Annotated in this window: 22 protein-coding genes; 1 reads left to right on the top strand and 21 read right to left on the bottom strand. The window is 55.0% G+C overall.

The window, feature by feature from the left end; all coding sequences use genetic code 11:
• Window positions 1-17 precede the first annotated feature (17 nt).
• Window positions 18-713: an FMN-binding negative transcriptional regulator gene (locus QZ648_RS20245; RefSeq protein WP_291998122.1), complete on the top strand. Its 696-nt coding sequence runs from the start codon at window positions 18-20 to the stop codon at window positions 711-713.
• Here the strand turns inward: QZ648_RS20245 and QZ648_RS20240 are convergent.
• The 21 genes from QZ648_RS20240 to hisH all read right to left on the bottom strand — a co-directional run bounded on the left by QZ648_RS20240 (window position 697) and on the right by hisH (window position 22,956).
• Window positions 697-999, bottom strand: a complete 303-nt coding sequence (locus tag QZ648_RS20240; protein WP_291998121.1) for an AzlD domain-containing protein — start codon at window positions 997-999, stop codon at window positions 697-699. The two genes, QZ648_RS20245 and QZ648_RS20240, sit on opposite strands and share 17 nt — an antisense overlap.
• Complete coding sequence (locus QZ648_RS20235) at window positions 996-1,745, bottom strand: AzlC family ABC transporter permease (protein WP_291998120.1); 750 nt, start codon at window positions 1,743-1,745, stop codon at window positions 996-998. The genes QZ648_RS20240 and QZ648_RS20235 overlap by 4 nt, the downstream gene beginning before the upstream one ends.
• A gap of 26 nt (window positions 1,746-1,771) precedes the next feature.
• Window positions 1,772-3,871, bottom strand: a complete 2,100-nt coding sequence (locus QZ648_RS20230) for an acyltransferase family protein (protein ID WP_169065223.1) — start codon at window positions 3,869-3,871, stop codon at window positions 1,772-1,774.
• A 96-nt stretch (window positions 3,872-3,967) separates the two neighbouring features.
• Window positions 3,968-4,228, bottom strand: a complete 261-nt coding sequence (locus QZ648_RS20225) for a hypothetical protein (protein ID WP_169065222.1) — start codon at window positions 4,226-4,228, stop codon at window positions 3,968-3,970.
• 6 nt (window positions 4,229-4,234) lie between these two features.
• A complete protein-coding gene (metG, locus tag QZ648_RS20220) occupies window positions 4,235-6,340 on the bottom strand; it encodes a methionine--tRNA ligase (RefSeq protein WP_291998119.1) in 2,106 nt (701 codons plus the stop codon).
• Between the two features lie 200 nt (window positions 6,341-6,540).
• Window positions 6,541-7,419, bottom strand: a complete 879-nt coding sequence (locus QZ648_RS20215) for a GNVR domain-containing protein (RefSeq protein WP_291998118.1) — start codon at window positions 7,417-7,419, stop codon at window positions 6,541-6,543.
• 21 nt (window positions 7,420-7,440) lie between these two features.
• On the bottom strand, window positions 7,441-9,366 hold the full coding sequence (locus QZ648_RS20210) for a nucleoside-diphosphate sugar epimerase/dehydratase (RefSeq protein WP_291998117.1): 1,926 nt from the start codon (window positions 9,364-9,366) through the stop codon (window positions 7,441-7,443).
• Window positions 9,363-9,956, bottom strand: coding sequence for a transposase (locus tag QZ648_RS20205; protein ID WP_291998116.1), 594 nt, complete (start codon window positions 9,954-9,956; stop codon window positions 9,363-9,365). Before QZ648_RS20205 ends, QZ648_RS20210 begins: the two co-directional genes overlap by 4 nt.
• A 68-nt stretch (window positions 9,957-10,024) precedes the next feature.
• Complete coding sequence (locus tag QZ648_RS20200; RefSeq protein ID WP_366144208.1) at window positions 10,025-11,011, bottom strand: SDR family oxidoreductase; 987 nt, start codon at window positions 11,009-11,011, stop codon at window positions 10,025-10,027.
• Window positions 11,008-11,850: a glycosyltransferase family A protein gene (locus tag QZ648_RS20195; protein WP_291998115.1), complete on the bottom strand. Its 843-nt coding sequence runs from the start codon at window positions 11,848-11,850 to the stop codon at window positions 11,008-11,010. The genes QZ648_RS20200 and QZ648_RS20195 overlap by 4 nt, the downstream gene beginning before the upstream one ends.
• 74 nt (window positions 11,851-11,924) lie before the next feature.
• On the bottom strand, window positions 11,925-13,064 hold the full coding sequence (locus QZ648_RS20190) for a DegT/DnrJ/EryC1/StrS family aminotransferase (RefSeq protein ID WP_291998114.1): 1,140 nt from the start codon (window positions 13,062-13,064) through the stop codon (window positions 11,925-11,927).
• Window positions 13,061-13,471: an FdtA/QdtA family cupin domain-containing protein gene (locus QZ648_RS20185; protein ID WP_291998113.1), complete on the bottom strand. Its 411-nt coding sequence runs from the start codon at window positions 13,469-13,471 to the stop codon at window positions 13,061-13,063. Before QZ648_RS20185 ends, QZ648_RS20190 begins: the two co-directional genes overlap by 4 nt.
• Window positions 13,458-13,949 (bottom strand): acyltransferase, encoded by a 492-nt coding sequence (locus QZ648_RS20180; protein WP_291998112.1) that lies wholly within the window; start codon window positions 13,947-13,949, stop codon window positions 13,458-13,460. Before QZ648_RS20180 ends, QZ648_RS20185 begins: the two co-directional genes overlap by 14 nt.
• Before the next feature lie 32 nt (window positions 13,950-13,981).
• Window positions 13,982-15,046, bottom strand: coding sequence for a glycosyltransferase family 4 protein (locus QZ648_RS20175; protein WP_291998111.1), 1,065 nt, complete (start codon window positions 15,044-15,046; stop codon window positions 13,982-13,984).
• Between the two features lie 43 nt (window positions 15,047-15,089).
• Window positions 15,090-16,388, bottom strand: coding sequence for a hypothetical protein (locus QZ648_RS20170; protein ID WP_291998110.1), 1,299 nt, complete (start codon window positions 16,386-16,388; stop codon window positions 15,090-15,092).
• 64 nt (window positions 16,389-16,452) lie between these two features.
• On the bottom strand, window positions 16,453-17,508 hold the full coding sequence (locus tag QZ648_RS20165; RefSeq protein WP_291998109.1) for an acyltransferase: 1,056 nt from the start codon (window positions 17,506-17,508) through the stop codon (window positions 16,453-16,455).
• An 82-nt stretch (window positions 17,509-17,590) separates the two neighbouring features.
• On the bottom strand, window positions 17,591-19,195 hold the full coding sequence (locus tag QZ648_RS20160) for a D-glucuronyl C5-epimerase family protein (RefSeq protein WP_291998108.1): 1,605 nt from the start codon (window positions 19,193-19,195) through the stop codon (window positions 17,591-17,593).
• A 48-nt stretch (window positions 19,196-19,243) separates the two neighbouring features.
• Window positions 19,244-20,314 (bottom strand): UDP-N-acetylglucosamine 2-epimerase (non-hydrolyzing), encoded by a 1,071-nt coding sequence (wecB, locus tag QZ648_RS20155; protein WP_291998107.1) that lies wholly within the window; start codon window positions 20,312-20,314, stop codon window positions 19,244-19,246.
• A 123-nt stretch (window positions 20,315-20,437) separates the two neighbouring features.
• Entirely contained in the window at window positions 20,438-21,577 is a 1,140-nt protein-coding gene (locus tag QZ648_RS20150) for an N-acetyl sugar amidotransferase (RefSeq protein WP_291998106.1), read from the bottom strand.
• A 9-nt stretch (window positions 21,578-21,586) separates the two neighbouring features.
• Window positions 21,587-22,348, bottom strand: coding sequence for an AglZ/HisF2 family acetamidino modification protein (locus tag QZ648_RS20145; protein WP_291998105.1), 762 nt, complete (start codon window positions 22,346-22,348; stop codon window positions 21,587-21,589).
• Entirely contained in the window at window positions 22,348-22,956 is a 609-nt protein-coding gene (hisH, locus tag QZ648_RS20140; protein WP_291998104.1) for an imidazole glycerol phosphate synthase subunit HisH, read from the bottom strand. The genes QZ648_RS20145 and hisH overlap by 1 nt, the downstream gene beginning before the upstream one ends.
• Between the last annotated feature and the right edge of the window lie 195 nt (window positions 22,957-23,151).

The following is a 23,151-nucleotide window of genomic DNA, read 5'->3' as shown; positions in this document are numbered from 1 at the left end:
CGAGCGCGGCGGCTACCATGGCCAGGCTGCGGTTTTCGACAAAAGGTCTTATCTGTAGCCGCCCTTGCGTCAGGCGTTCGGCGCGGTTCTTCACTCCAGGAAGAGGCATGTACATACCAAAGCACTTCGACGTCACTGACAGAGACGAAGTCTTGGCATTCATCGAAGCGAACGCTTTCGGGCAACTCGTTTCGTCTGTCGCGGGGCGACCGTTTTCCACGCATATGCCATTTCTCCTCAGTCAGGACATGACCACTTGCAGCGGACATCTGGCAAAGCAGAACCCGCAGCACCGCGAACTTGCCGGTCAACAGGTGCTGATCAGCTTGCAGGGGCCGCACGACTATATCTCGCCGTCCTGGTATGCCGCGCCCGGAGTTCCGACCTGGAATTACCAGGCGGTGCACATCTACGGCCAGTGCCGCGTGTTCAGCGACCACGAGAAGCTGAAAACAGTCGTCGATGCGCTGACGGCAAGATACGAGTCAGGCTTCGAGAAACCATGGTCTCCCGAATACAAGGGGTCGATGCTTGACGGAATCGTCGGTGTCGAAGTAGCGGTGAGCGAGATCCAGTGCAAGTACAAACTGAGCCAGAATCGCTCTCGACAAGACCGGCTGCAGGTGACCGAGCAGCTCGAAAAGCTCGGCTCGACTGACCTGGCTGCGGCAATGCGGCGCAATCAAGCGCAAATAATCAGAAGAAGGCTCTGAGCGCGACCACTGCGGCGACGCCAATGGCCACGACGGCGATCATCGGCAAACGCAGGAAGGCCGCGGCGGCGGTGATCACGGCGGCGATGGTTTCGGCCGGCCCGGTGGCGAGCACGGTTGGCGCAATGACGGCCATCAATACGGCCGGCGGCAGCGCGTCGAGAGCTGCCTTGAGCCGCCCTCTGACGCGGACACCGCGCATCAAATAGAGGCCGCCGATGCGCGTAAGATAAGTGGCGGCCGCCATGGCGAAGATGGTCGCAACGGTGAGCAGATCATCGCTCATGCGCTGCCCACGTCTTCAGCCGCTCTGTCGCCAGCGTCTTGCCCGCCCTGAGCATCCTCTTCGTCGCTGTGCAGGATCGCTGCGACGATGACCCCTGCCACGCCACCGATGACGATGTACCAGGCACCCGGGATCGTCAGCTTGGCAATTGCCGCGGCGAGCGCACTCGTGGCGAGAACTGCGCCGGTGCGCGGGCCTTTCCAGAAACCGGCGAGAATGGCGATGAACAGCGCCGAAAAGGCGAAATCGAAGCCATAGACCGCCGGGTCACCGAGCGAACGCCCGGCGATGGCGCCGGCCAGCGAGGAGGAAGTCCATACCAGCCACATCGGCACGGCGACACCAAAGTAATAGGCCGGCCGCAGCGGCTCGACCAGCACCCTGCGCTCGGCGAAGGCCCAGCTTTCGTCTGTCATCAGGAACATCGCAACGAGGCCGCCGGGGCCGGAAAAATTGCCGAGGTGCCGCTGCAGCGAGGCACCCATCAGCAGATGCCGGACATTGACGATGAAAGTGGTGACCACGATCAGCAGCAGCGGCACCGGATCGCGCCACATATCAAGGGCGACAAACTGCGCGGCCCCGGCAAAAACGGTGGCACTGGTCAGCCAGGCCTCGAAGGGCGTGAAGCCTTTGCCAGCCGCCAGCGTTCCCCACAACAGGCCGATCGGCACTGCGGCGGCGAGGACGGGAAGGATGTCGAAGACGCCGCGACGAAAATCGGCGGCTCGCGAAGAGATGGGCATGCGTTCTCCAGAGAGGTCGGGGCGGATCAGTCGCCGCTTGCCGACGGCCCACTAAGAGTTTCACTGGGCGCTGGCGCGGTTGGCGCACCACGCACCCAAGCGAGATCGGCGGCTAGATAGCGTCCGAGATCCGTGGCTGCCGCTTTTGTAAGGTGGTCGGCATCATGGTAGAGGACTTTTCCATCGCGCGAGGCATAACAGGTCTGTGCGTCACAGAAGAAATCCATCAGTTGGATCAAGCGTACGTCACGATGCCGAGCCACGACCTCGGCCAATGCCATCCTCGTATCGTCCAACAGTTCGTCGTTGAGTGCACGCGGCGCATGGCAGTCCGCTTCTCCTCTTAAAGCCAGGCATTGCGGCGCGGAATAGACTAGCTGTGGAGTCGGCGCGATCACCAGGACGCGCAGGCCGATACTCTCAAGCGTACCGAGAGTCCTCTCCAGACTGGTCTGCATTTGGGCACGTAGCTGCGCAAGTCTTTCCGAATCGAGTTCCAGGGCGCCCCTCTGTTGATCGATGGTGGCGAAACTCCGATGACCAAAGTGGAGGGGCCATCGCGCAGAAATAACCACCCCTTCAAGCCCGATTTCCCGCAATGCCAGAATTTCCTGAAGAGCACGCTGATTGAACTCATTGCAGGACTTGAACGGGGTCAACTTCTCGGATTCAGGACCGAACAGCGGCACACACCTGGGCATCGTGAGTTCATACACGGCAACATCCGGAAACGCCGCGGTCAGCATCGGTAAGAAGTGATGCGCGTGCGAATCGCCCCACAAGAGGAGCTTCGGCTGCTGCTTATGCGGGCCGTAAGTGCACTCGTCCAGCGGCAGATCGGCTACTGGCGGACGCTCAGGCTGCGAACATGCTGCCACGAAAGAAGGACGATCAGCGCGCGCGGTCTTGATCCACTGATACGCGTCAGCGGACTGCTGATGATGACGCCACGCCCATAGTCCAGCGGATAGCGAGAGCGTCAGCAGACAAATTGCGCCGCCAGTAAACAAGGTCGCACGGATGCTGCGAAAAGGCCCTCTCCGATACATCCGGGCCGGACGCTCGATCCACACGTAGGTAAGCCAGGCGAGCACCAGGGCGGCTGTTATCGCCAACGCATTTGCGGCCAGACTCCTGGCACCCAGGCTGTAGATTCTATAAAAAGACAACAGTGGCCAGTGCCACAGATACCACGAGTACGACAACAGGCCAATGAACACCAATGGCCGGGAAGCCAACACGCGGCGTACGATGCCATGTTCATTCGCAGTCATGCCGATAATCAGCAAGGCCGTACCGCATACCGGAAAAATGGCCGCCGACCCCGGAAACGGCGTGCCGTCGTTGAACATCACGACGGAGTAGACAATCAGCACCAGGCCGAGCACTGCAAACCCTTCCCCCCACGACCTCAGGCGCGCACACAAGGCACTTCCCGCCAGTCCGACGACGCCACCGATGGCGAACTCCCAAACGCGGGCTGGCAGGAGGTAAAAGGAAAAGCTCTGCTGCTCCGGCGTCATCCCGATGGACACGGCAAGCGATATCAGAGACATCACGCCCAGAGCCCAAACGACACGTGCGCGCATCGTCGATTCTGTGGCCGTTCCTCGGAAAAAGCGGAAAACCAGCAGCATCAGAAGAGGCCAGATCAGGTAATACTGCTCCTCTACTGCCAGCGACCACGTATGCAGCAAGGGCATGGTGAACGACGGCGCGTCGAAATAGCCTCCCGTCGTGGTGAAGAAAAAGAAATTTGACGCGAAAAAAGCCACAGCCATCGCCGAACGAGCCAGGGAACGCTGCTCATCCGATGCTGGAGGCATCACGAAGGCGCCAAGCAACAAGCTCACCGCGACCACGATCAGAGCAGCGGGCAGCAAACGGCGGACGCGCCGCGCATAGAAGGCGCTCAAGCTGAGGCGGCCGGTAGCGGCGGCCTCGTTGAACAGCAGGGCAGTGATCAGAAAGCCTGAAATGACGAAAAAGACGTCAACGCCAACGAAGCCGCCGGGAAAGCCGGGGAAACCTGCGTGATAGAAAACCACGGCAATGATGGCGATGGCCCGTAAGCCATCGATGTCAGGGCGATATCTGCTGGGAGTTTTCTGACTTTGCGGAGTCATTCGAACTGCAATCTCATCGACGGGTAAGGTGACAATTCAAGGCCGAAGACCGCGACATCGCGATTCACTCAGGCCGCATGTTTGCCAGCCGAGACATCAAGACTTGTCAGCGCCGCTTCCCTCCGGCGGTTTGGCCAGCTCACCGAGCATTTGCGCGGTAGCCCAGAGCATCAGGGCGACGCCGGCGACGACGGTCAGCAGCGCGGCCGGCGTACTGGTTGGGAAGTCGGGGATGAACAGCGTCTGGCCTCTGGCCAGCCACATTGCGCCGCTCGCTAGAACGACAATCCCGGCGGCGTCGAGCAGCGCGAAGAAAAGCACGCGCAGGGTGACGCGCGGACGCTGACGACCGGACATCGTGGCCTACTTGACGCGCATGCCGGCTTGCGCACCGGCGTCGGGCGAAAGCAGGAAGATGCCAGGGGGCTGGCCATCCGCATCGGACGCGGCGAGGACCATACCTTCGGAGAGGCCGAACTTCATCTTGCGTGGCGCCAGATTGGCGACCATCACCGTCATACGCCCGACCAGCGCCGACGGCTCGTAAGCGGCCTTGATGCCGGCGAAAACCTGCCGCGTACCGAGCGCGCCGATATCGAGAACGAGGCGAACGAGTTTGTCGGCGCCTTCGACATGCGAGGCCTCGACGATGCGCGCAATACGCAGATCGACGTTGAGGAACTGGTCCATGCCTATGTGCGGTCCTGCTTCTGGCCCGACGGCCGCCTGGGCAACGGCCACGGCGGCGGCTTTCTCCTGCTGCTCGGCATGTTTTTGCGGCGCCGGCTGGGGCGCGGCGGCCAGCGAGTCGCGGTTGGCTTCGACCAGCGCATCGACCTGCTTCTTCTCGACTCGTGTCAGCAGGTGCTGATAGGGATTGATCGCGTGCCCGGCGGCAAGCACGCTGTCGCCGTCGTCCCAGACGAAAGGGGCGACGTTGAGAAAAGCTTCGACCTTGGCAGCAAGCGCGGGCAACACCGGCTTGAGCAGAATGGCGAGCAGACGGAAGAGGTTGAGGGCATTGCTGCACGCTGCCTGCAGTTCATTCTCGCGACCTTCCTGGCGGGCCAGCTCCCACGGCTTGACGCTGTCGACGTACTGATTGGCGGTGTCGGTGAGGGCCATGATTTCACGAATTGCCTTGCTGAATTCGCGCGCCTCGTAATGATCGGCAATCACACTACGGCGACTGCGGATGGCCTCGATGGCGGGCAGTGATTCATCGCACGGGCAGAGCTGACCAGCGAAACGCTTGACGATGAAGCCCGCCGCGCGGCTGGCGATGTTGACGAACTTGCCGACCAGGTCGGAGTTGACGCGCGCGATGAAGTCGTCGAGATTGAGGTCGATGTCTTCCATCGAGCTCGACAGCTTGGCGGCGTAGTAGTAGCGCAGCCACTCCGGGTTGAGGCCCTGCGCCAGATAGCTCTCGGCGGTGATGAAAGTGCCGCGCGACTTCGACATCTTGGCGCCATCGACGGTCAGGAAACCGTGCGCGAAAACCTTGGTCGGCGTCCGGTAGCCGGCATGCTGCAGCTCGGCCGGCCAGAACAAGGCATGGAAGTAGAGGATATCCTTGCCGATGAAGTGATAGAGCTCGGCGGTCGACTCGGGTCCCCAGTAGGCAGCAAAGTCGAGCCCCTCGCGAGCGCAGAGATTCTTGAAGGCGCCCATGTAGCCAATCGGTGCGTCGAGCCAGACGTAGAAGTACTTGCCTGGCGCATCGGGAATCTCGAAACCGAAGTACGGTGCCTCGCGCGAGATGTCCCAATCGGTCAGCTTGTTCTCGCCGACCTCGCCCAGCCACTCCTGCAACTTGTTGGCCGCCTCGCTCTGCAAGCGCCCTTCGCCCTGCGTCCAGCGGCGCAGAAAGCCCTGACAGCGAGGATCGGAAAGCTTGAAGAAATAGTGCTCCGACGGCCTGAGCTCGGGCTTGGCGCCGGAGACCGCGGAATAGGGGTTTTTCAGCTCGTTCGCGGTGTAGGCTGCCCCGCAGCTTTCGCAGTTGTCACCGTACTGGTCGGGCGCGCCGCACTTCGGGCATTCACCCTTGATGTAGCGATCGGGAAGAAACATCTGCTTGAGCGGATCGTAATACTGCTCGATGACTCGCGTTTCGATCAGATTGGCGGCGCGCAGCCGTGCGTACAGTTCGTTGGCGCAGGAACGCGTCTCTTCGGAATGGGTCGTGTAGTAGTTATCGAAACCGACGTAAAAGCCCGCGAAGTCGCGCGTGTGTTCACCATGCACGCGTTCGATCAACGCCTCCGGCGTGATCCCCTCGCCCTCGGCGCGCAACATGATCGGCGTGCCATGGGTGTCGTCGGCACATACGTACCAGCACTCATGGCCGCGCATCTTCTGGAAGCGTACCCAGATGTCGGTCTGGATGTACTCGACCAGATGACCGAGGTGAATCGCGCCGTTGGCATACGGCAGGGCGGAAGTGACGAGGATCTGACGGCTCATTGGGCGGGGGCGCAGGCGGGGCAAAAGCGGTATTCTAGCAAACGGGTAAGCCGCAGACGGACTTGGCGAAGAAACATCGCGATGCGATGGATCGCAAGTCGAGGCGTCGCTCGCTTGTCACGGTCGCTGCCCTTCGGGTACCGTAGCTGGCTTAGTGCTCCATCCCGCTCCGGGAAAAAGCCTAAACGGCGACTGCTTTGTTACCGCCGTCGCCGCCAGCTGTCGGCCACAAATGCCGCCGCGACGCCCACCAGCAAGCCGCCGCCGAAGCCCAAGGCGAACAGCAAGCCCTTCTTTGGCGAAACGGGTTTGTCCGAAACGAAGGCCCCATCAAGTAAGCGAACTTGCTGAGTTGCCGGAAAAGCAAGTGCGGTATCAAGCTGGGCAATCAACTGACGCTGCTGGAACAGCTCCAATCGCTTTTGCAGGCTCAGCGATGTCATAAGAGCCAGCTGGGTAAACCGATCATCCCTGATCGCGGCGGCGTCCGCAATCTTTTCCAGGGTAGCCAGATCGGTCTCTGCTTGCTGCCGCCGCTCCTTGGCGAGGGCCAGATCATCTTTCAGTCGGTTGACAGTAGGCTCCAGAATCTCGGCGTGCTTTTTCGCCAGACCGACAAGGACCGCGTCGACAACCTTGCGCGCACTTTCGGCGCTGCTAGCCGTTACCTTCAGCTCGATAAGTGGCATTGGAGCTGCCGCTGTGGTCTTGTCAACCTGCACTGTCATGAAAGCACTTGTCGCACCGACAGGGCCCAAAAGCTCGTCAAGCCAATTCTGCAGACCCAAGTGCTGCGCTACATTCATTTGAAAGGCCCGCGTTTTCAAGCGCTCAATCGCCTGAGTCACGGGTTCTGCAGGCACGCTGGAGCTCTCCCCGACCTGCCCGACCTGCCCGACCTGCCCGACCTGCACCAGAGCCACAGCAATGTATTTGGGCGCCATTACGCCGATCGCGAGGCCGGCAGCAAGCAAGCCCAGCGCAGTGCCTCCCGCCACATACCGCCAGCCGGCGCGCAGCTTGCCCCAAAGGTCCCAGAGAGTGATTACTTTCTCCTGGACCAATTCATCTTCGTTCATCACGCCAACCTTTCATAGCACTCAGGGCACCGCCAAGTCTCCAGGGACTGGCTTTGCCACCATACGCCACCACAATTCGTCATCGCCGTGCCGCGCCGGTGTGTATTCCTGCACCAGCAACGCAAGCAAAAGCAGCACTCGCTCGTAGTCGAATGCCCGGCTCGCTTCGTCCATCTGCCCCAGCATCTCAACCAGCTTCGTCCACGGAAGCTGATGCTCATTCGCCCGCATGATCAGCGGATGCGAGGTTCCGGCGACATTCTCCCCGATCAACAATTCTTCAAAAAGCTTTTCTCCAGGGCGGAGACCGACAATCTCGATCTCAATATCGCCATCCGGATGCTGCTCATCCCTAAGCTCAAGCCCACTCAAATGGACCATGCGCCGTGCGAGGTCCATGATTCTAACCGGCTTTCCCATATCCAGCACATAAACCTCGCCGCCTTCGCCCATCGACCCCGCCTGAATCACCAGTTGTGCTGCCTCGGGAATCGTCATGAAATAGCGGGTCATATCGGCATGGGTCAGCGTTATCGGCCCACCTGCTGCAATCTGCTTGCGGAAGAGCGGCACGACCGATCCAGATGAACCCAGGACATTACCAAAGCGGACCATGCAAAACCGTGTGCGGCCGCCGCAGTTGGCCAGAGCCTGGAGGATCAACTCGGACAGGCGCTTGCTTGCCCCCATCACGTTGGTCGGCCGCACGGCCTTGTCGGTTGAAATCAGTACGAAGGTCTCGACCCCGGCGGCAAGTGCCGCCTCCGCCATTCGCCGCGTGCCCACGGCATTATTCCGCAAGCCCTCAATCGGATTGTGCTCCACCAGCGGTACGTGCTTGAAGGCCGCGGCGTGATAGACGGTTTGCACTCCAAAACCGGTCATCACCATTTCGTTGCGATGCTGCTGAGTGACCGAGCCCATGACCGGCACAAGTCCGATGCTTACCCCCAGGCTTCGACACAAGCCATCCAGCTCCTGCTCAATAGCGTACAGGGCGAACTCGGAGAGTTCCATCAGGACCAGGCGGGCGGGCCGCAAGCGTACAATCTGGCGACAAAGTTCAGAGCCAATCGATCCACCCGCGCCAGAAACCAGCACAACCTTGCCCGTAACGCACCGTCCGAGCAACGCGGGATGCGGCACAACCGAGTCGCGGCCAAGAAGGTCTTCGATCTCCACCTCGCGGATGGCGTCGACCGTGGCATGACCACTCAGCACCGCCGCCATGCCCGGCACGATTTTCACCTTGCACTGGAGCCCTTCCAACCGGTCAATGATCCGCAGTCGGTGGGCTCGACTGGCCGATGGAATGACCAGCAGCAGTTCGTCGATCTGCCGCGCTTTCAGGACGCTGTCCAAGTCCTCGGGCGAATGAACCCGCAAGCCGGCCACCTCGGTCTTCTGAATGAGCGGGTTGTCGTCGACGAAGAGCACCGGCCAGTATTCCTTCCCCGCACGCAGGGCATACGCCAACTGGGTTCCCGCACTGCCTGCACCGTAGATCGCGATCCGTATCCGCTCGTCTCGCCGCCAGCCACCATGTCGGAAATAGCTGCGGGCGAAAAAGCGGGTCGCCCCGACGTAGACAACCGCTAGCAGGCAATAGATGAGCAGCACGCCACGTGACAGGCCCGGGCTGTGGGTCAGTGCAATCAGTGCGGCCAGCAGGAGTACCGAAAGAACCACCCCGCCCGCAACAACGAAGACGACTCGGTCTCCCATGAAGCGAATCACCGCACGGTAAAGCCCGAGCCGGACGAAAATCGGGATCGCAAGCAGCGGCGCGACAATCATCTGCCACTGGTAGACTTCTGGTTCCGGCATGAATGTGTCGAAACGCAGTGCGAGCGCCGACCAAAAGGCCAGGAGCAGCAGCACATAATCTGTAAGGACAGCGATCAACTGCTTGTGCCAGCGCGGCAGGTCCAGGAACCTCCTCATCATGCCGTCACCACCCCGCCGGGAAGGAAGAAACGATCGCCGCACATGGAGAGCCAGAGTCCAAGCCGGTGCCTGAACCGCAGCACCGTTATCGGATTGGGGGCGGCTTCTCTGCGCAGCTCGATTCCGACCAAGGCCCGCAGCGCCTGGCCATCGACGATCGCGTCCGCGACGCCTTCAAGCCACAGCCCGTTCCACTTCTGCACGAAGTACACCCGCAGCATCCGCTCCAGTCCGATCGGCGACCGGCCTCGTGCTCCCTTCGGGTAGAGGGGCTCAACCACCGACAACAATTCCGACCATGGCATGATCTTTTCCATCTCAGCAAGAAACAACTCGCGTCTGGTCAGTCGCTTCTTCCGCTCAAACTCCACCTGGGAAAAACTGGTTTTCTTCATCGCGCGAACTCTGGCAACAGGAATAGCGCATTGTCCCATCTCGATATCCGAAACCAAATCAGTGGCTCCCTTGCCCACCCGGTCAGACCAATAACGCGCCGGGCCCGACGACTTCAGCCGAACCAGAGTTGCCGCGATGAAGATCCGCACGGCCAAAAAAACTGCCGCACACGAGTCAAGAGTCAGATCAAGCACTCGTTTCATGAACAAGCTACACAAGACCAAACACCGGGCATCAAGCTTCGCCTGCCTGAACAACGACCTCACCCCGAAACACGCTGGCGCTTACCGCAAGACTTCAGCCAGTGTTCCGCTGCTCGCCGCAAACCCTCATCCACGCTCACCAGCGGCGACCAGCCCAGCAGTTCCTTGGTCTTGCCGATATCCACCTGCAACGAGCCGCACAAGCGCTGGGCAATGCCCGGTCGCCCTATCATCTTTGCCCCCAGCGTAATCAACCCGACCGGCACTGGGATCAGCCGCACTGGCCGTCCCAGCGCGGTTGTCAGCCGTCGCAGCAGCGCTGCGGTCGACAGGTCCTCATCGTCGGAAACCAAGAACGTTTGATTTGCAGCAGCAGGATGATCTAGGCAAATCTCTATCAGGGAGACCAGGTTATCAATGCAGACAAAACTCCGCCGATTATTGGTGACCATCCCGAAGGGTAACGGAAACCCCGACCATAACCAATTCATTAACGTAGCGAAATTTCCTGGCGCATTTGGCCCATAGACCAGCGGAGGACGGATAACCACGACCTCCATCGCCGATTTGTTCGCAAGAGAAAACAAGGCAAGTTCTGCTCGGTGCTTCGAAATTGCATATGGAGAATGAGGGCAGGCATCCGATTTATCATTTATAGGGTTCAGATCGGTCTCCCCACCGTTTACCCCTATTGAACTCAAGAAAATGAAACGGCGCACACCCGAATGCAATGCCTGTCGGGCAAGATTGAGAGTACCGCCAACATTGACGTAGTGGAAATCCGCAGACGGGTTTGTCGATTGCTCGCGGAGCAGATGGACGCGGGCCGCACAATGAATAACCGTATCAACTCCCTGCAGTGCCGCGGACCAGTCTTCGTCTGGTGTCAACTGTTGCTCTCGCAGGTCAATTGACGAACCACCATGCCAAGACTTTTTAGCTCTTAACGCCCCCCTCAGCTCAAAGCGTCCCTCTAAAGCGGAGCATAGCGCTCCGCCAACAAAACCTGTCACACCAGTTATCAGTATCATAGGATAATCATTCAAAATCTATCGACCGCAACTCGGCTCAGCACGGGCCGAATCAGCTTGTCCAAGGCGAAATTGATAAAAACCGAAGCGGCCAAAACCAGCGGGTTCAGTAGTTTACAATTCTTCCTCAAAACCTTCATCTTCTCAGAGAAAAGAGTTCCGCTCCGACGCATCCTCGAAATCGCGCTTTCATCATGCTGCCTATAAAAAAGCAAACACTCTTTCACAAGACAAAATGGCGTGCGCACCGATGCTCGAATAAGAAAATCCCAATCCTCCAAACGGAGACCGCTCTGATCGAATCCCTCAATCTCATCAAACAAGTCCCTAGAAAACATTACACTTCCCGCCGGAACGAAGTTATTTAGAGGCAACAGATTGTTAACTCGACCAGAAAACTGATATCGCTGCGCCTTACCCGATTTCCGACGCCCGCTCATCGTATCAAATCCAAAGACTTCCGCGTTACTGTAGCAAAGTCGCGCCGCCGGGTTAGATCGCATGCATTCTAGTTGCTTGGTCAGTTTTTCAGGATGCCACAAATCGTCCGAAGCAAGGACAGCAATATAAGTCCCTGACGAGCAATCTCGGATTACTCTGTTGAGAGTCTGGCACAACCCCTCATTTCCCTTCAGGATCAATTGAAAGCTCTCCCCCGCGCGCGAATGCAACGCCTTGAGGACATCGACACTTCCATCCGACGACCCATCATCGACGACCAGCAGTTCCAGCTTAAACGTATCCTGCACTTGGCTCAGCACACTGTTTACGGCCTCCTCCACATAGTTCTTATGATTGAAGCTAGGGACAATTACGGAAACCCTAGGGAGCAACTGTACAAGTTCGTCACCCATTGCGAAGAAATTCCTTACTTTGGTGCATGCGGGAAAGCCAGAATATGCAAATAAGCCGAAGGGAACCGACTGTCCTACCCAAGGCCTGCGACTGCCTGGCTCTCTTTATGAAATGGCGACAGGCTATCCTTTATCGCGGAAATTACGTAATTCACCTGTTCCCGGGAAAGGGCAGGGCCAATTGGCAGACTAATCAGGGAATCTGCCATTGATTCAGCAACTGGGAAAGCTCCTACCGGGAACCCAAGCTCCGAGTAAGCACCCTGAAGGTGTGGCGGGACCGGATAATGAATCAAGGTTTCGACGCCCGCATTCGACAGATGCGTACGCAGGGTATCTCTCAAAGGGTGACGAACGCAATACAAATGCCATGCGGGTTTCGCAAAAGGCTCCACTCGCGGCAAGATCAGACCTATTCCGGCAAGTTCCGAACTGTAGCGCTCGGCGATCGTACTTCTTCTGACGTTCCATTCCGGAAGATGACGAAGTTTTACGCGCAACACCGCCGCCTGAACAGGATCCAGGCGACTGTTAAAACCGCGAACCTCGTTGATGTAGCGCTTGCGTGACCCGTAGTTCCGCAATACCCGGACGCGGTCAGCCAAGACCTCGTCATTCGTGGTGATCGCTCCCGCATCACCAAGCGCCCCGAGATTCTTCCCTGGATAGAAGCTCCAGGCTACTACATCGCCATGCCCCCCGACCGCTCGACCTTTGTAACGTGCCCCCTGCGCTTGTGCCGCATCCTCGAGCACACGAAGTCCGTACTGCCGCGCAACCTCAAGCACGCCATCGATATCGGCTGGCTGACCGTATAGATGGACAGGAATGATGGCCTTCGTGCGGGAGGTAATTGCCGATTCAATCTGCGCAATATTCAGGTTGAAGGTTTCCGTATTCGGCTCCACGGGAACGGGAACGGCGCCACATTGGCTGACAGCCAACCATGTCGCAATGAACGTATTTGACGGAACAATTACCTCGTCCCCTGGCCCAATCCCAAGCGCGCGCAACGCCAGATGCAAGGCCTCAAGGCCGTTGGCCACACCAACGCAGAACCGCGCTTCCGTGAAAGCAGCGAAATCATGCTCGAACGACTCGACATCTTCTCCGCCTATGTACCATCCGGAACGTAGGGAACGAAGCACTGCCTCCTCAACTTCCTCCTGTATCTCGCGATAGGATGCCCCTAGATCAAGAAACGGAACGTTCATTTGTCCAACCTTGCTGCCATAAAATCGTTGTAGTTGCGGAAATAATCAGCCTCATCGTACTTATTCGAGGCGAGAACCATACACACCGATCCAGACGAAAAATTATCCAATTCTCTCCAGATCATCGGGCACACATACAACCCGTAATACGATCTAGCCAAATGGACACGGCGCTTCTGCTCCCCATCGTCCAGCACCACATCAAAACTTCCTGACATGGCAATGATCAACTGGTGAAGCGCTTGGTGCGCATGCCCCCCGCGCTCTGCGCCACCCGGCACATCGTAGAGGTAATATACACGCTGGATATCAAACGGGATATGATCGTTTGCCTCAATGAATGTTAGATTGCCGCGCGGATCTGCAATTTTTGGTAACTCAATGACCCTGCATTTATTCACATCCATTCTGCCCCTCCTCATTGAAAAAACGAACATGCCGCGCAGGATTTCCACGCACTAGGCTAAGAGGCGCAACATCACGCGTGACGACGGAACCCGCAGCCACCAGTGCTCGCCGCCCTATCCTGAGCCCTGGCAGAACGACAGCGCCAGCCCCAATGGAGGCACCTTCCTCGATTACCGTTTGTGAAAAAATAGCCGGATAAACTCCGCTTCGCGGAAATCGGTCATTTGTAAAAGTTGCATTCGGGCCAATGAAGACATCGCTCCCCACCCGGAGCCCGTTCCACAATTGAACCCCAGACTTGACGGTCACCCGATCGCCTATCACAACATCGCCCTCAATCAGAACATGGGCGCAGATATTGCAATATTTTCCCAGGCGAGCACCCGAAAGAATCACTACGAACTGCCAGATTCTGGACCCATCGCCGATCTCGCAAGCCGCCACATCAGCCGACCAATGCTTAAAATACCCACTCATCGCAGCCCCACAAATATCAGACAAATTAAGCCTCAGGCCTGCTCACACAGAGCCCGATAAGCATCAACAAGCTTTTCCGCTTCGAACTCCCACGAAAATTTTGTCGTAATTGCCGTTCTGCCCTGAAAAGCCATTTTTTCTCGCAAACCCACGTCAAAAAGAAGGCGATTTATTGCCTCTGCAATTTCGTCAGCAGACGCCGGGTCTACACATATCCCGCAGCCACCAACATCGACAATGTCCCTCCAGAGATCGAAGTTTGAGCAGATTACGGGAATCCCTGCAGCCATGTACTCAAAAAGTTTGTTCGGTTGAGAAAATAAATGGTTGGGCGCGGGCAGGAAGTTAACAATGCCCGCAAACGACCGATTGTATATCTTCGCTACCTCATCTCTCGCGACCGTCCCAAAATACGTCACGCGGCTCCAGTTACGGTGTTGCCTGGCCAGACGCTCGACCTCAGGGCCAGAAAATGGTCCGGCGACATAGGCAGCAACATCCTGGGGAACCTTGTCCAGAGAATCAAGAAACGGCATAAACCCGCGAACAATGCTGATAGATCCAACATAACACACACCATCCCGCACGCCAAAAAGATCCCCAGCAGCCCCGTCGAACTCCTTGAGTCGAGGATAATTGTTGATCGTAAGCGTGCTCCGAGCAATGCCCTTAAAGCGCTCTTCTATATGAGGCGTTGCAGCCACCACGAGATCCAACCGACGGCTCACGAAATCCTCCAGCAGCTTGAATGCCCAGGAAACTGCTCCGCGAAGCCAAACCGGCAGCCACTCCTTGGTTCTAATGTCCTCCGGGTAGCACTCATGAGAATCGTAAACCACCCGCGCGCCCGTTCTCACTTTCAGCAACAGGCCATAAGGCAACAGTTCTGGATCGTGGAAATGGTAGACATCTGCCAAGATATTGCGAGCCGATCGATACGCAAGGTAGGAGCGGACCAACATTCGCCTGATGCGTGAGCCCATTTCCGGAAGCGTAACGACCTGAACCTCGCAAGGACCAGAAACCCTCCCTTTACACGCGATTAGCGTAATCTTGAATCCTGCTTCAGCCAAGGAAGTGCATTCCTTGTGGAACACCCTGACGTCATCGGCTCTGTGCACCGAACTGAAATGACAGACTTTAGTCAATACGATACCTCTTGCTTCTACGCGTTACGAGATAGACATTGATCAGCATGAGCCCCCCCCCCCCGGTAAGCAACGCCGTTGGCAACGGCGTATCGATAATCTGGACGAACAGGGGAACGATCAATAGCAAACCGCCGGAATTAATTAACAACAAACGCAGTCCCACAAAAAAAGCCAGCAGCGGAAACAATCCAAGCAGCCCGAGATTAACATAGGCATCGGCAAGAAACCCTGCCGTCGCATTATCGCCCCCGACAAAAAATGCCGAGCCTATCAGGCGCGATGGAATGTCTGAATAGTTATACGGAATAAATGGGGACATAAAACTATAGGAATAATACTGGGGAGAGTCTTGAAAAAACTCGGCTGATTTAAAAGCAATATCCGCATTCATCACAATGAAGCGATGGACAATCGAAGCAACCCACACGTCACCAACGCGATAGAGCACGCTCCCAAGAAAACTGGCCAAACCTATCCCGGCAGGAATCAACCAAACACGCCCGCTTCGCGAGACAACGCCAATAAACGCAACCATCAGCAAAAAAAAGAGATAGATTTTATCCCCGGAGACAAAGAAAAGCAAAACAATATAGAATAACGCGAAGAATCTAAAATATATATTTCTGCCGGCAAAAATCAGATAGACAACCAATACATAGGCTGACCAACTGACGAGATACACCAGCACACCACCGCCAAGTGCAACCCCGAATATCTTTCGGCGTTCGTATACTGTATCGAATCCCAAGCCGTATTCCAACGCACCTGGAACGAGACTGAGAAAGAACAAAAACATCCAAAAAAGGATAAAGGCAAAGACCCACGCCAGAGTGTCCCTGGGGAGAGAGAGCGGAGGTACTTCCGCGGGCTTTTGTCCCCACTTCGGCATTGCAACCAACAAAATAGCCAAGCCTGTCCAGAAGGCGACACAATATAGGAGGTATTCTAGGCCGGCCCCGCGAATCCAGTAAAGTGAGGCAGTCGGAAGCAGTGTGGCGAAGTAAACAAGAACCACGGCTGCATCGAACGGGTTCCTTTCGCTCGCAGAATACAAAATTAGAGGAATTGCTGAGAACACGAATACAAACCATGAAATCCAATATTCTGCTGAAAAAAATGTGCCGTTTAAATCAACCCCATAACTACCAAAATTCGGCGAAACCGAAAACATAAAATAGTCGATACTAACCTTGGCAAGAACGGAAAAAACAAGAAAACGACATAACAGGCCATAGAACGCACTGAATTGCAGCCTGTAACCATGCCGCTCGCCACCCGCAACTGTCATTGACTTAGCTGTGAGAACGCAAGGATCCAAATCCGACACGACAGCTTCGCAAGATACCCCAGAGTCAGCCCTCATGTTGCCGCCAAGAATATTGTCGCTTTAGCTTCAAAATAGGCTGCTCGAAGAAAACATAACTGATGGGCGCGACAAGAAAGGTCAGCCAAACACCCAAATCCAGTCCCGGCGGAAAGCTTTCTCCAACTCGGTAAGAACCGTTACCAGTAAAAACACCCTGCCATACATACAACCCATAACTTATTAGACCAAGGTAGGCAAGCGGCCTGAACTCTAGAAAATTCACAAACAGCGAATTTTGTTTGTAATACACAAAAACGATCAATACGGAAATTGATACCAGCCATAAGGTATCAGTTGTAAGGAAAGCAGGGGATAACAAACCGACAAGTGAAAACAACAAAGCCGAGGAAGCCACTTTTTCATTTAAGAATAAGCGAGCAGCCACTGGATTTTCGACAACAATTGCCGCGACACAACCAAACGCAATTGGCGCCGCTGCTGGAAAGGTCCATCGCCATACGTCAACACCCGTCATCGCACCGGTCACTATTGGACCAACAGTCAAACATGCGATTGCAAACAATCCAGAAAACCCAAATGCAACCCTAGTACCAAGCAAGAAGACAGTGGGCCAAATAAGATAAAAATGCTCCTCGACCGCCAGAGACCAAAAATGTGACATAGATGAAAACGAACACGTTGGCGGGGCAAAATTTTGCGTGTATGTAAACGCGTATAGGAAGGCGCAGTTTGGGATGTTCGCGTAAGCGAGAAAATCAATTAGGCAAAGTATAATTAGCGACAAATAGTACAGTGGGAATATTCTCAGGGTGCGCCGGAAAAAAAAATTCCTAAGGCTAACACTGCCTGTCGAACTACGCTCTTGCAACAGCAACAGCGTGATCAAAAACCCCGATAGCGCAAAAAAGACGCTAACGCCTACATGGGCGCTTAGAACCGCCAAAACCCGGGAATTTTCCAGGCCGATCTTTGGCCAAATTTCCGCATGGGAAAAAATGACCAGCAGAACGGACAACCCCCTCAATCCATCCAACCCTTTTATTTTTTGTTTTATCTGAGGAGCCTTAAAGTCAACGCTCATATTGTCACCATGAATATCTCGCCTTAGCGTCAGATTGCTTTTTTGCCAGCCATTTAGTTAATTTAATTAATACTATTTCCGATTAGTCCGCAAAATTTATCTTCCCACCCGCAGAAAGCAACTGAAAAAGTTGATACAAATTTTCCACCAACCGAACATTCTTGACTTGTATGTGGGCCACGGTGGAGAGTCGATCCGTATAGATCACCACTCCTATTTTATCCACAGCCCGAATGCCTTCCGACCCGTCAAACCCTAACGGCAACGCGATAACAATATTCTGTCTCGAATTCAGAAGTGGACGGTAATAACGCGCAATCGCCTTATCGTTTTGCCAAAGAATCAGGCCGATTTGCACTTCCACATCGGATTGCAGTTCTATGGCGAACATCCGAGCTTTTTCTAAAATGACACCCGGAATAGAAATTACCAACCTTCCTTCGACATCAAGATAGCTGCTTTCGTCCTCTTTACTGTACCTGCGCGATGGATCGATCAAGAACTCATGGCTATCCGAATTAATCGCAACTGCGTCAAACATCCCCGCGCTGGAAAATTGCAATTCTCGAGCGGCTTGGTCAGTGATCTCCTGAATTTTTGATGTTGAAAAAATCAAGGCAGTTACACCACCGCTCGTGGTTGCATACACATCGCATCGCTTGATCTTCGAAGAAATTTTTTCTGACACAAGAAAACGGGATTTCGGCAGACCATCGGTATTAATCGCCTTCAGGTCGATACGGCGTGAACGTTTGTCAAAACAAACAACCGAATTCAGGAACAGATCGGGGCTATAGGGGTGGGGGGCTCCAACACCGGAGAAGAAAAGCACGCGTTCTTTGCCGCGCGACACCAAATACACAGGGTACCGTTCCTCCAGTGCACGGTGCCGAGCCCTCTGCTGTTCAAGGAAGAACTGATCGCCCGTAGCTTCCCAAAGATCACCGAACTGCATACTCTCATACAAAACGTAATGAGGCATATTTATAGTTCTCGGCACAAGTTGATACAACGGCCAGCCATTTTCATCAAAGAACTGCCCGGCCCTTGATTTAGTGCCTCGCACCGCGCACTCAAAGGCATTTGCATAGTTAGGATGATGCGGGAACCGATCAGCGATCAGCTTCAGTGCCGTCAGTGAGAATAGATGCCCGTTCATCACATAATACTCCTCGCCCGAATTGATTGTGGGCCATGAATATTCCGAGAAAAAACAGCCATCACCTTCGTCCGGCCAAAGACTCCCACCTTCGACAGGAGATTTTAGTGCCCGATCAACCATCTCCCTCGCCAAATCAATTTCATCTTCGTTGTCGCCATAAACTTGAAGGAGAAACAGCGGAAAGAACAGCGAATCCATTGAGGACCACCATCCTGGCGCAAGAGAGTTGTATTGATACTTGTATATCAGTTTCTTCGTTTCGCCGAGATTCCAGGTTGAAACAATCTTATCGGCGTTGGCTTTGGCGTGGTCTAGGTTTCCAGAAATGGCAAACTCTGTCCACGCCGCCCAAGTCGCGATCAGTGGATCGCCCTTCGCAATTCCCTTGTCCATCCGCCGCTCGGATGACCAGTTGAACTGCGCCGGCGACTTGAGATTCCACGATCCAGACTGCTCGGCACCTGCGCTAAAAGACAGGCCGAGAACAAGCAGGGAGGCTAAACGAAACGATGCAACGCTAAGCATGAAGGGTTCCTTGGTTGTTGGTCTGGGTAAAACCAGCCGTTTCCGGTATCAATACACGACCAACTCACGAGCTATTGCTTCAGCTGCTTTTCCGTTACCGTAAGGCGTGGCATCGCCCGCCCCCTCGCGATAGTTCGCGCGAAAGAACGATGCCAAATCAGCCCGTCCCGGTGAAACAAGCGTATTCCAACCCAGTTCGATAAGTTCGGTCCATTCCGTCTCATCACGCAACGTAAGGCACGGCACGCCATGAAAGTAGGCCTCTTTCTGAACACCGCCGGAATCGGTTGCAACAAGGGCGGCATTCCTCTCGAGCAAGGTCATGTCCAGATAGCCGACGGGGTCGATCACCCTTACATTGGGCGGGATGTCCAGAGCCAATGAAGCGATGCGCTGCTTTGTCCGCGGATGAAGCGGAAGCAATACGGGCAGGGAAGCTGCAGAGAATCCAACAAGTATGTTACCCAACCGCTCGCGGGAGTCGGTGTTCTCCTGACGATGAACAGTCGCAAGGATATAACTCTTCGACCGCAGACCGAGTTCTTGCAGAATTTTCGATCGCTTTGCCGCTACTTCGCCGAAGGTGCGAGCAGCATCGAACATGACGTCTCCAACATTGACGACCTGCGGACCGACGATGCCCTCTTTGGCGAGAGTCGCGATGGCGGAGAGGGTCGGTGCGAACAGGAGATCACTGGCATGGTCGGTGAGCCGCCGGTTAATCTCTTCCGGCATCTGCTTGTTGTAGGAACGAAGCCCAGCTTCCACATGCGCCAGGGGAATCAGCAACTTTACTGCAGCGAGGGCCCCCGCAAGGGTTGAGTCGGTATCTCCATACACAAGCACCCAATCCGGGCGCTCCTTGTTCAGGATGGACTCGATGCCTTCCAACATTCGGCCTGTATTCTGACCATGACCACCTCCGCCAACGCCAAGGTTGTAGTCGGGTTTCGGAATGCCCAATTCATCGAAGAAGATGTCAGACATGTTTTTGTCATAATGCTGGCCAGTATGCAACACTATCTCGGAAAACTGACCACTGCTCTTGAGTGCTCTGGACACCATGGCCGCTTTGATGAACTGCGGCCGAGCCCCGACGATCGTAACGATTCTCTTCAAGGTGTTACCTCATACTGAAATAGTGTCGTGGAAACCCAAGCGCTGACTGAGTGCGCCTTTCTCCCGAGCATGATAGACATTGCCAAAAATCCCGGGGAGCGAGGACATACCTTTCCAGCGCTATCAGGAATAGATATTCAGAGATCGGCCAAGAATGCGCTGAACAATCCGCTGCATTTTCTTCGCAAACTGCTGCCTGCCGTTCCACGTCTTGAAGTCGCTAGCATGATGTATTGGCGCCTGCATAAGTTCGTCGAATTCGCGGCGGGGAATTCTCAACTTCTTGCAGAAATATTCGATATCCAACTCAAGTTCATCGACGTCATAGAGGGGTTCGTCAAGCTTACGCAACGCTTCGTCTCGGGTCATCTGCCCAGAGACAATCAAACTCGCCAAGTGCGGCCGGCGCTTGTCGTAACCAAACCGGACCGGGAGGTAGTGATTCTGGAAGAACTTTGTAAATACGGACTCCCCGTGTTTGCGCGGGTAGGGGCGATAACCTATTACATCGGAAAGATACTTCAGCGCAGCCTCTTTGTCGTAGGCCATGAAGTTCAGCGGCAGAAACGTTCTCATACCTCTGACAAATGGATACAAGAAATAATATTCGGAAAAACTGATGGTTCTGTAATCTTTCATGGGTCGAGCGCCGTACTTTCGATGAATATCCTTTAGATTGATAGCATCCATCGCACTATGATGCCATGCAGTTGGAAAAACCGCTTCCGTCGCAATATTTCCCCCACTTAAGATGTACTTGATCCGGTGCTTGACTGAAAAATGGTACATACTCGCGAAGAACGCATGATCCTGCGGTACATCTTGGTTGGCCACGCCGGCCTTTAGATAGCTTAACTGAAGATCCCTCATTTCCTCCCAGTTCATGACGTGCGTGTGCAAGTCGTAATTGCTGTGCTTGACCACCTTTTCGATATTGCTGACCGCCAGTTCGCTGTTCCACCCGGCATCAACATGAACAACAAGCGGCCGCAGGTTGAACTCCTTCAGCTTTACGGCCAAATATGAACTGTCGACGCCACCACTCAGGCCGATGATGCAGTCATATTCATTACCGCGCCCATCCTCTCTGATGGTGTCGAGTATCGCAGCGAGCTTTGGCTTTCCAGCTTCCCCGGGAAACCACTGCTTGGCCTGAACGTTATCAAAATGCAGGCAGTGATTGCACACTCCGTCTTCGTCGAAGACAATTTCAGGATCACTGGTATCCATGACACAACGAGTACATATCTGATAAGTGCCCACACTAAACCTCTATAGATTGAATTTGTTCATTGCATCGTGGGTCGGGTAGTTGATCAGCACTGCCCGATGCCTTCCATGAAATACGAATAGGCTTCCAGCAGAGACAGCGGACGCGCTGGCCAGCTGGATCGGTTCAGCAAGATCCGCGAGGGATCCAGCTCCACCGCACGCAATTACCGGTATAGATACGGCCCTGGCCACGGTCTCAATCAACGAAAGATCGAAGCCGCGCATTGTTCCATCGCGGTCGACAGAATTGAGAAATATCTCGCCTGCCCCTGCATCCTGAACTTTTCTTGCCCATTCCGAAGGTTTGGTCTTCAAGTCTTTGGTGGCCGATAGGGCCACCACATGATGACCGCCCAATAACGCCTTCCTGCAATCGATCCCGACAACAACGCTTTGGCTGCCATAAACGGTGGCGATTTCCGTAACAAGGCTCAAATTGTTAATTGCGCCATAATTCAACGCAACTTTCTCGACGCCCAAAGTAAAAAGCCGCCGAGCATGGTCAAGGCTCTTGATCCCGCCGCCGTAACAAATGGGCATAAAACACTCACCCGCGATCTCGGCGACAAGGTCAAAATCTGGCTCATGATTTAGTCTGGATGCCGATATATCCAAAATAACCAGCTCGTCAACTTCTTTCTCATTGAAGATCTTGACCGCATTAACCGGGTCACCCACATATACGGGATCACGAAACTTCACGGTCTTCACCAGACCTCGATCTAGCAACAGGAGACAGGGAATAACGCGATTACGGTACATCAGCACTTCTCCACGAAATTCTTCAGAAGTGTCATTCCAAACCGATGACTCTTTTCCGGGTGGAACTGCAGGCCAACAATATTTTCCTTGGCAACCGCAGCGACGAACTGCTCACCGTAATCCGCCGTAAGCAAGACATCACCGGCTGTTATCGGCCGCATGAAATAGCTATGCACAAAATAAAAGCGAAAATCTCTATCGATGCCGTCGAGAATTGGATGGCTCTTGGCAGCCTTGACATAGTTCCAACCCATATGCGGAACTTTGAGGTCTGGCCGCGAATGAAATCTGACGATCTCCATGTCAATCCAATCCAAACCCGGCAATTCTCCCTCTTCGCTCCTTGTCCCGAGCATTTGGGAGCCAAGGCATATTCCGAGAATTGGTTTTTTTTGAATTAGGGCTTGATTGTTCAGAACATCAATCAGGCCACGGGCACGGAGATTCGACATGCCTGCATCAAACGATCCCACCCCAGGCAGGATAATTTTTTCGGCAGCAGCAATCTCATCCGCGCACCCTGACGCTTTGGCAGGTGCGCCGATCCGCCGCAACATGTTTATCACCGAGGCGATGTTTCCAGCGCCGTAATCCACAACAACGATCATAGAATTCTCTGGTTTAGATCCAATGTTTTATTATTAACCGGGCAATCAAATAAAAAAAGTGCTGCATATTGGACAGCCGAATGTTTGGAATAAGCCATCACCCGTTCCGGTGCCTTGACCGGTCGCTTCATGAAGGTATTCGCCTTGCGAAGCAATACCTTTCTGCTGGTGATGCGATCAAAAGAGCGAAACTCG

This window comes from Candidatus Accumulibacter sp. ACC012 (assembly GCF_907163155.1).
GTDB lineage: Bacteria > Pseudomonadota > Gammaproteobacteria > Burkholderiales > Rhodocyclaceae > Accumulibacter > Accumulibacter delftensis.
Note: the sequence above shows the minus strand (reverse complement) of the source record. Positions and strands in the feature narration are given on the sequence as shown.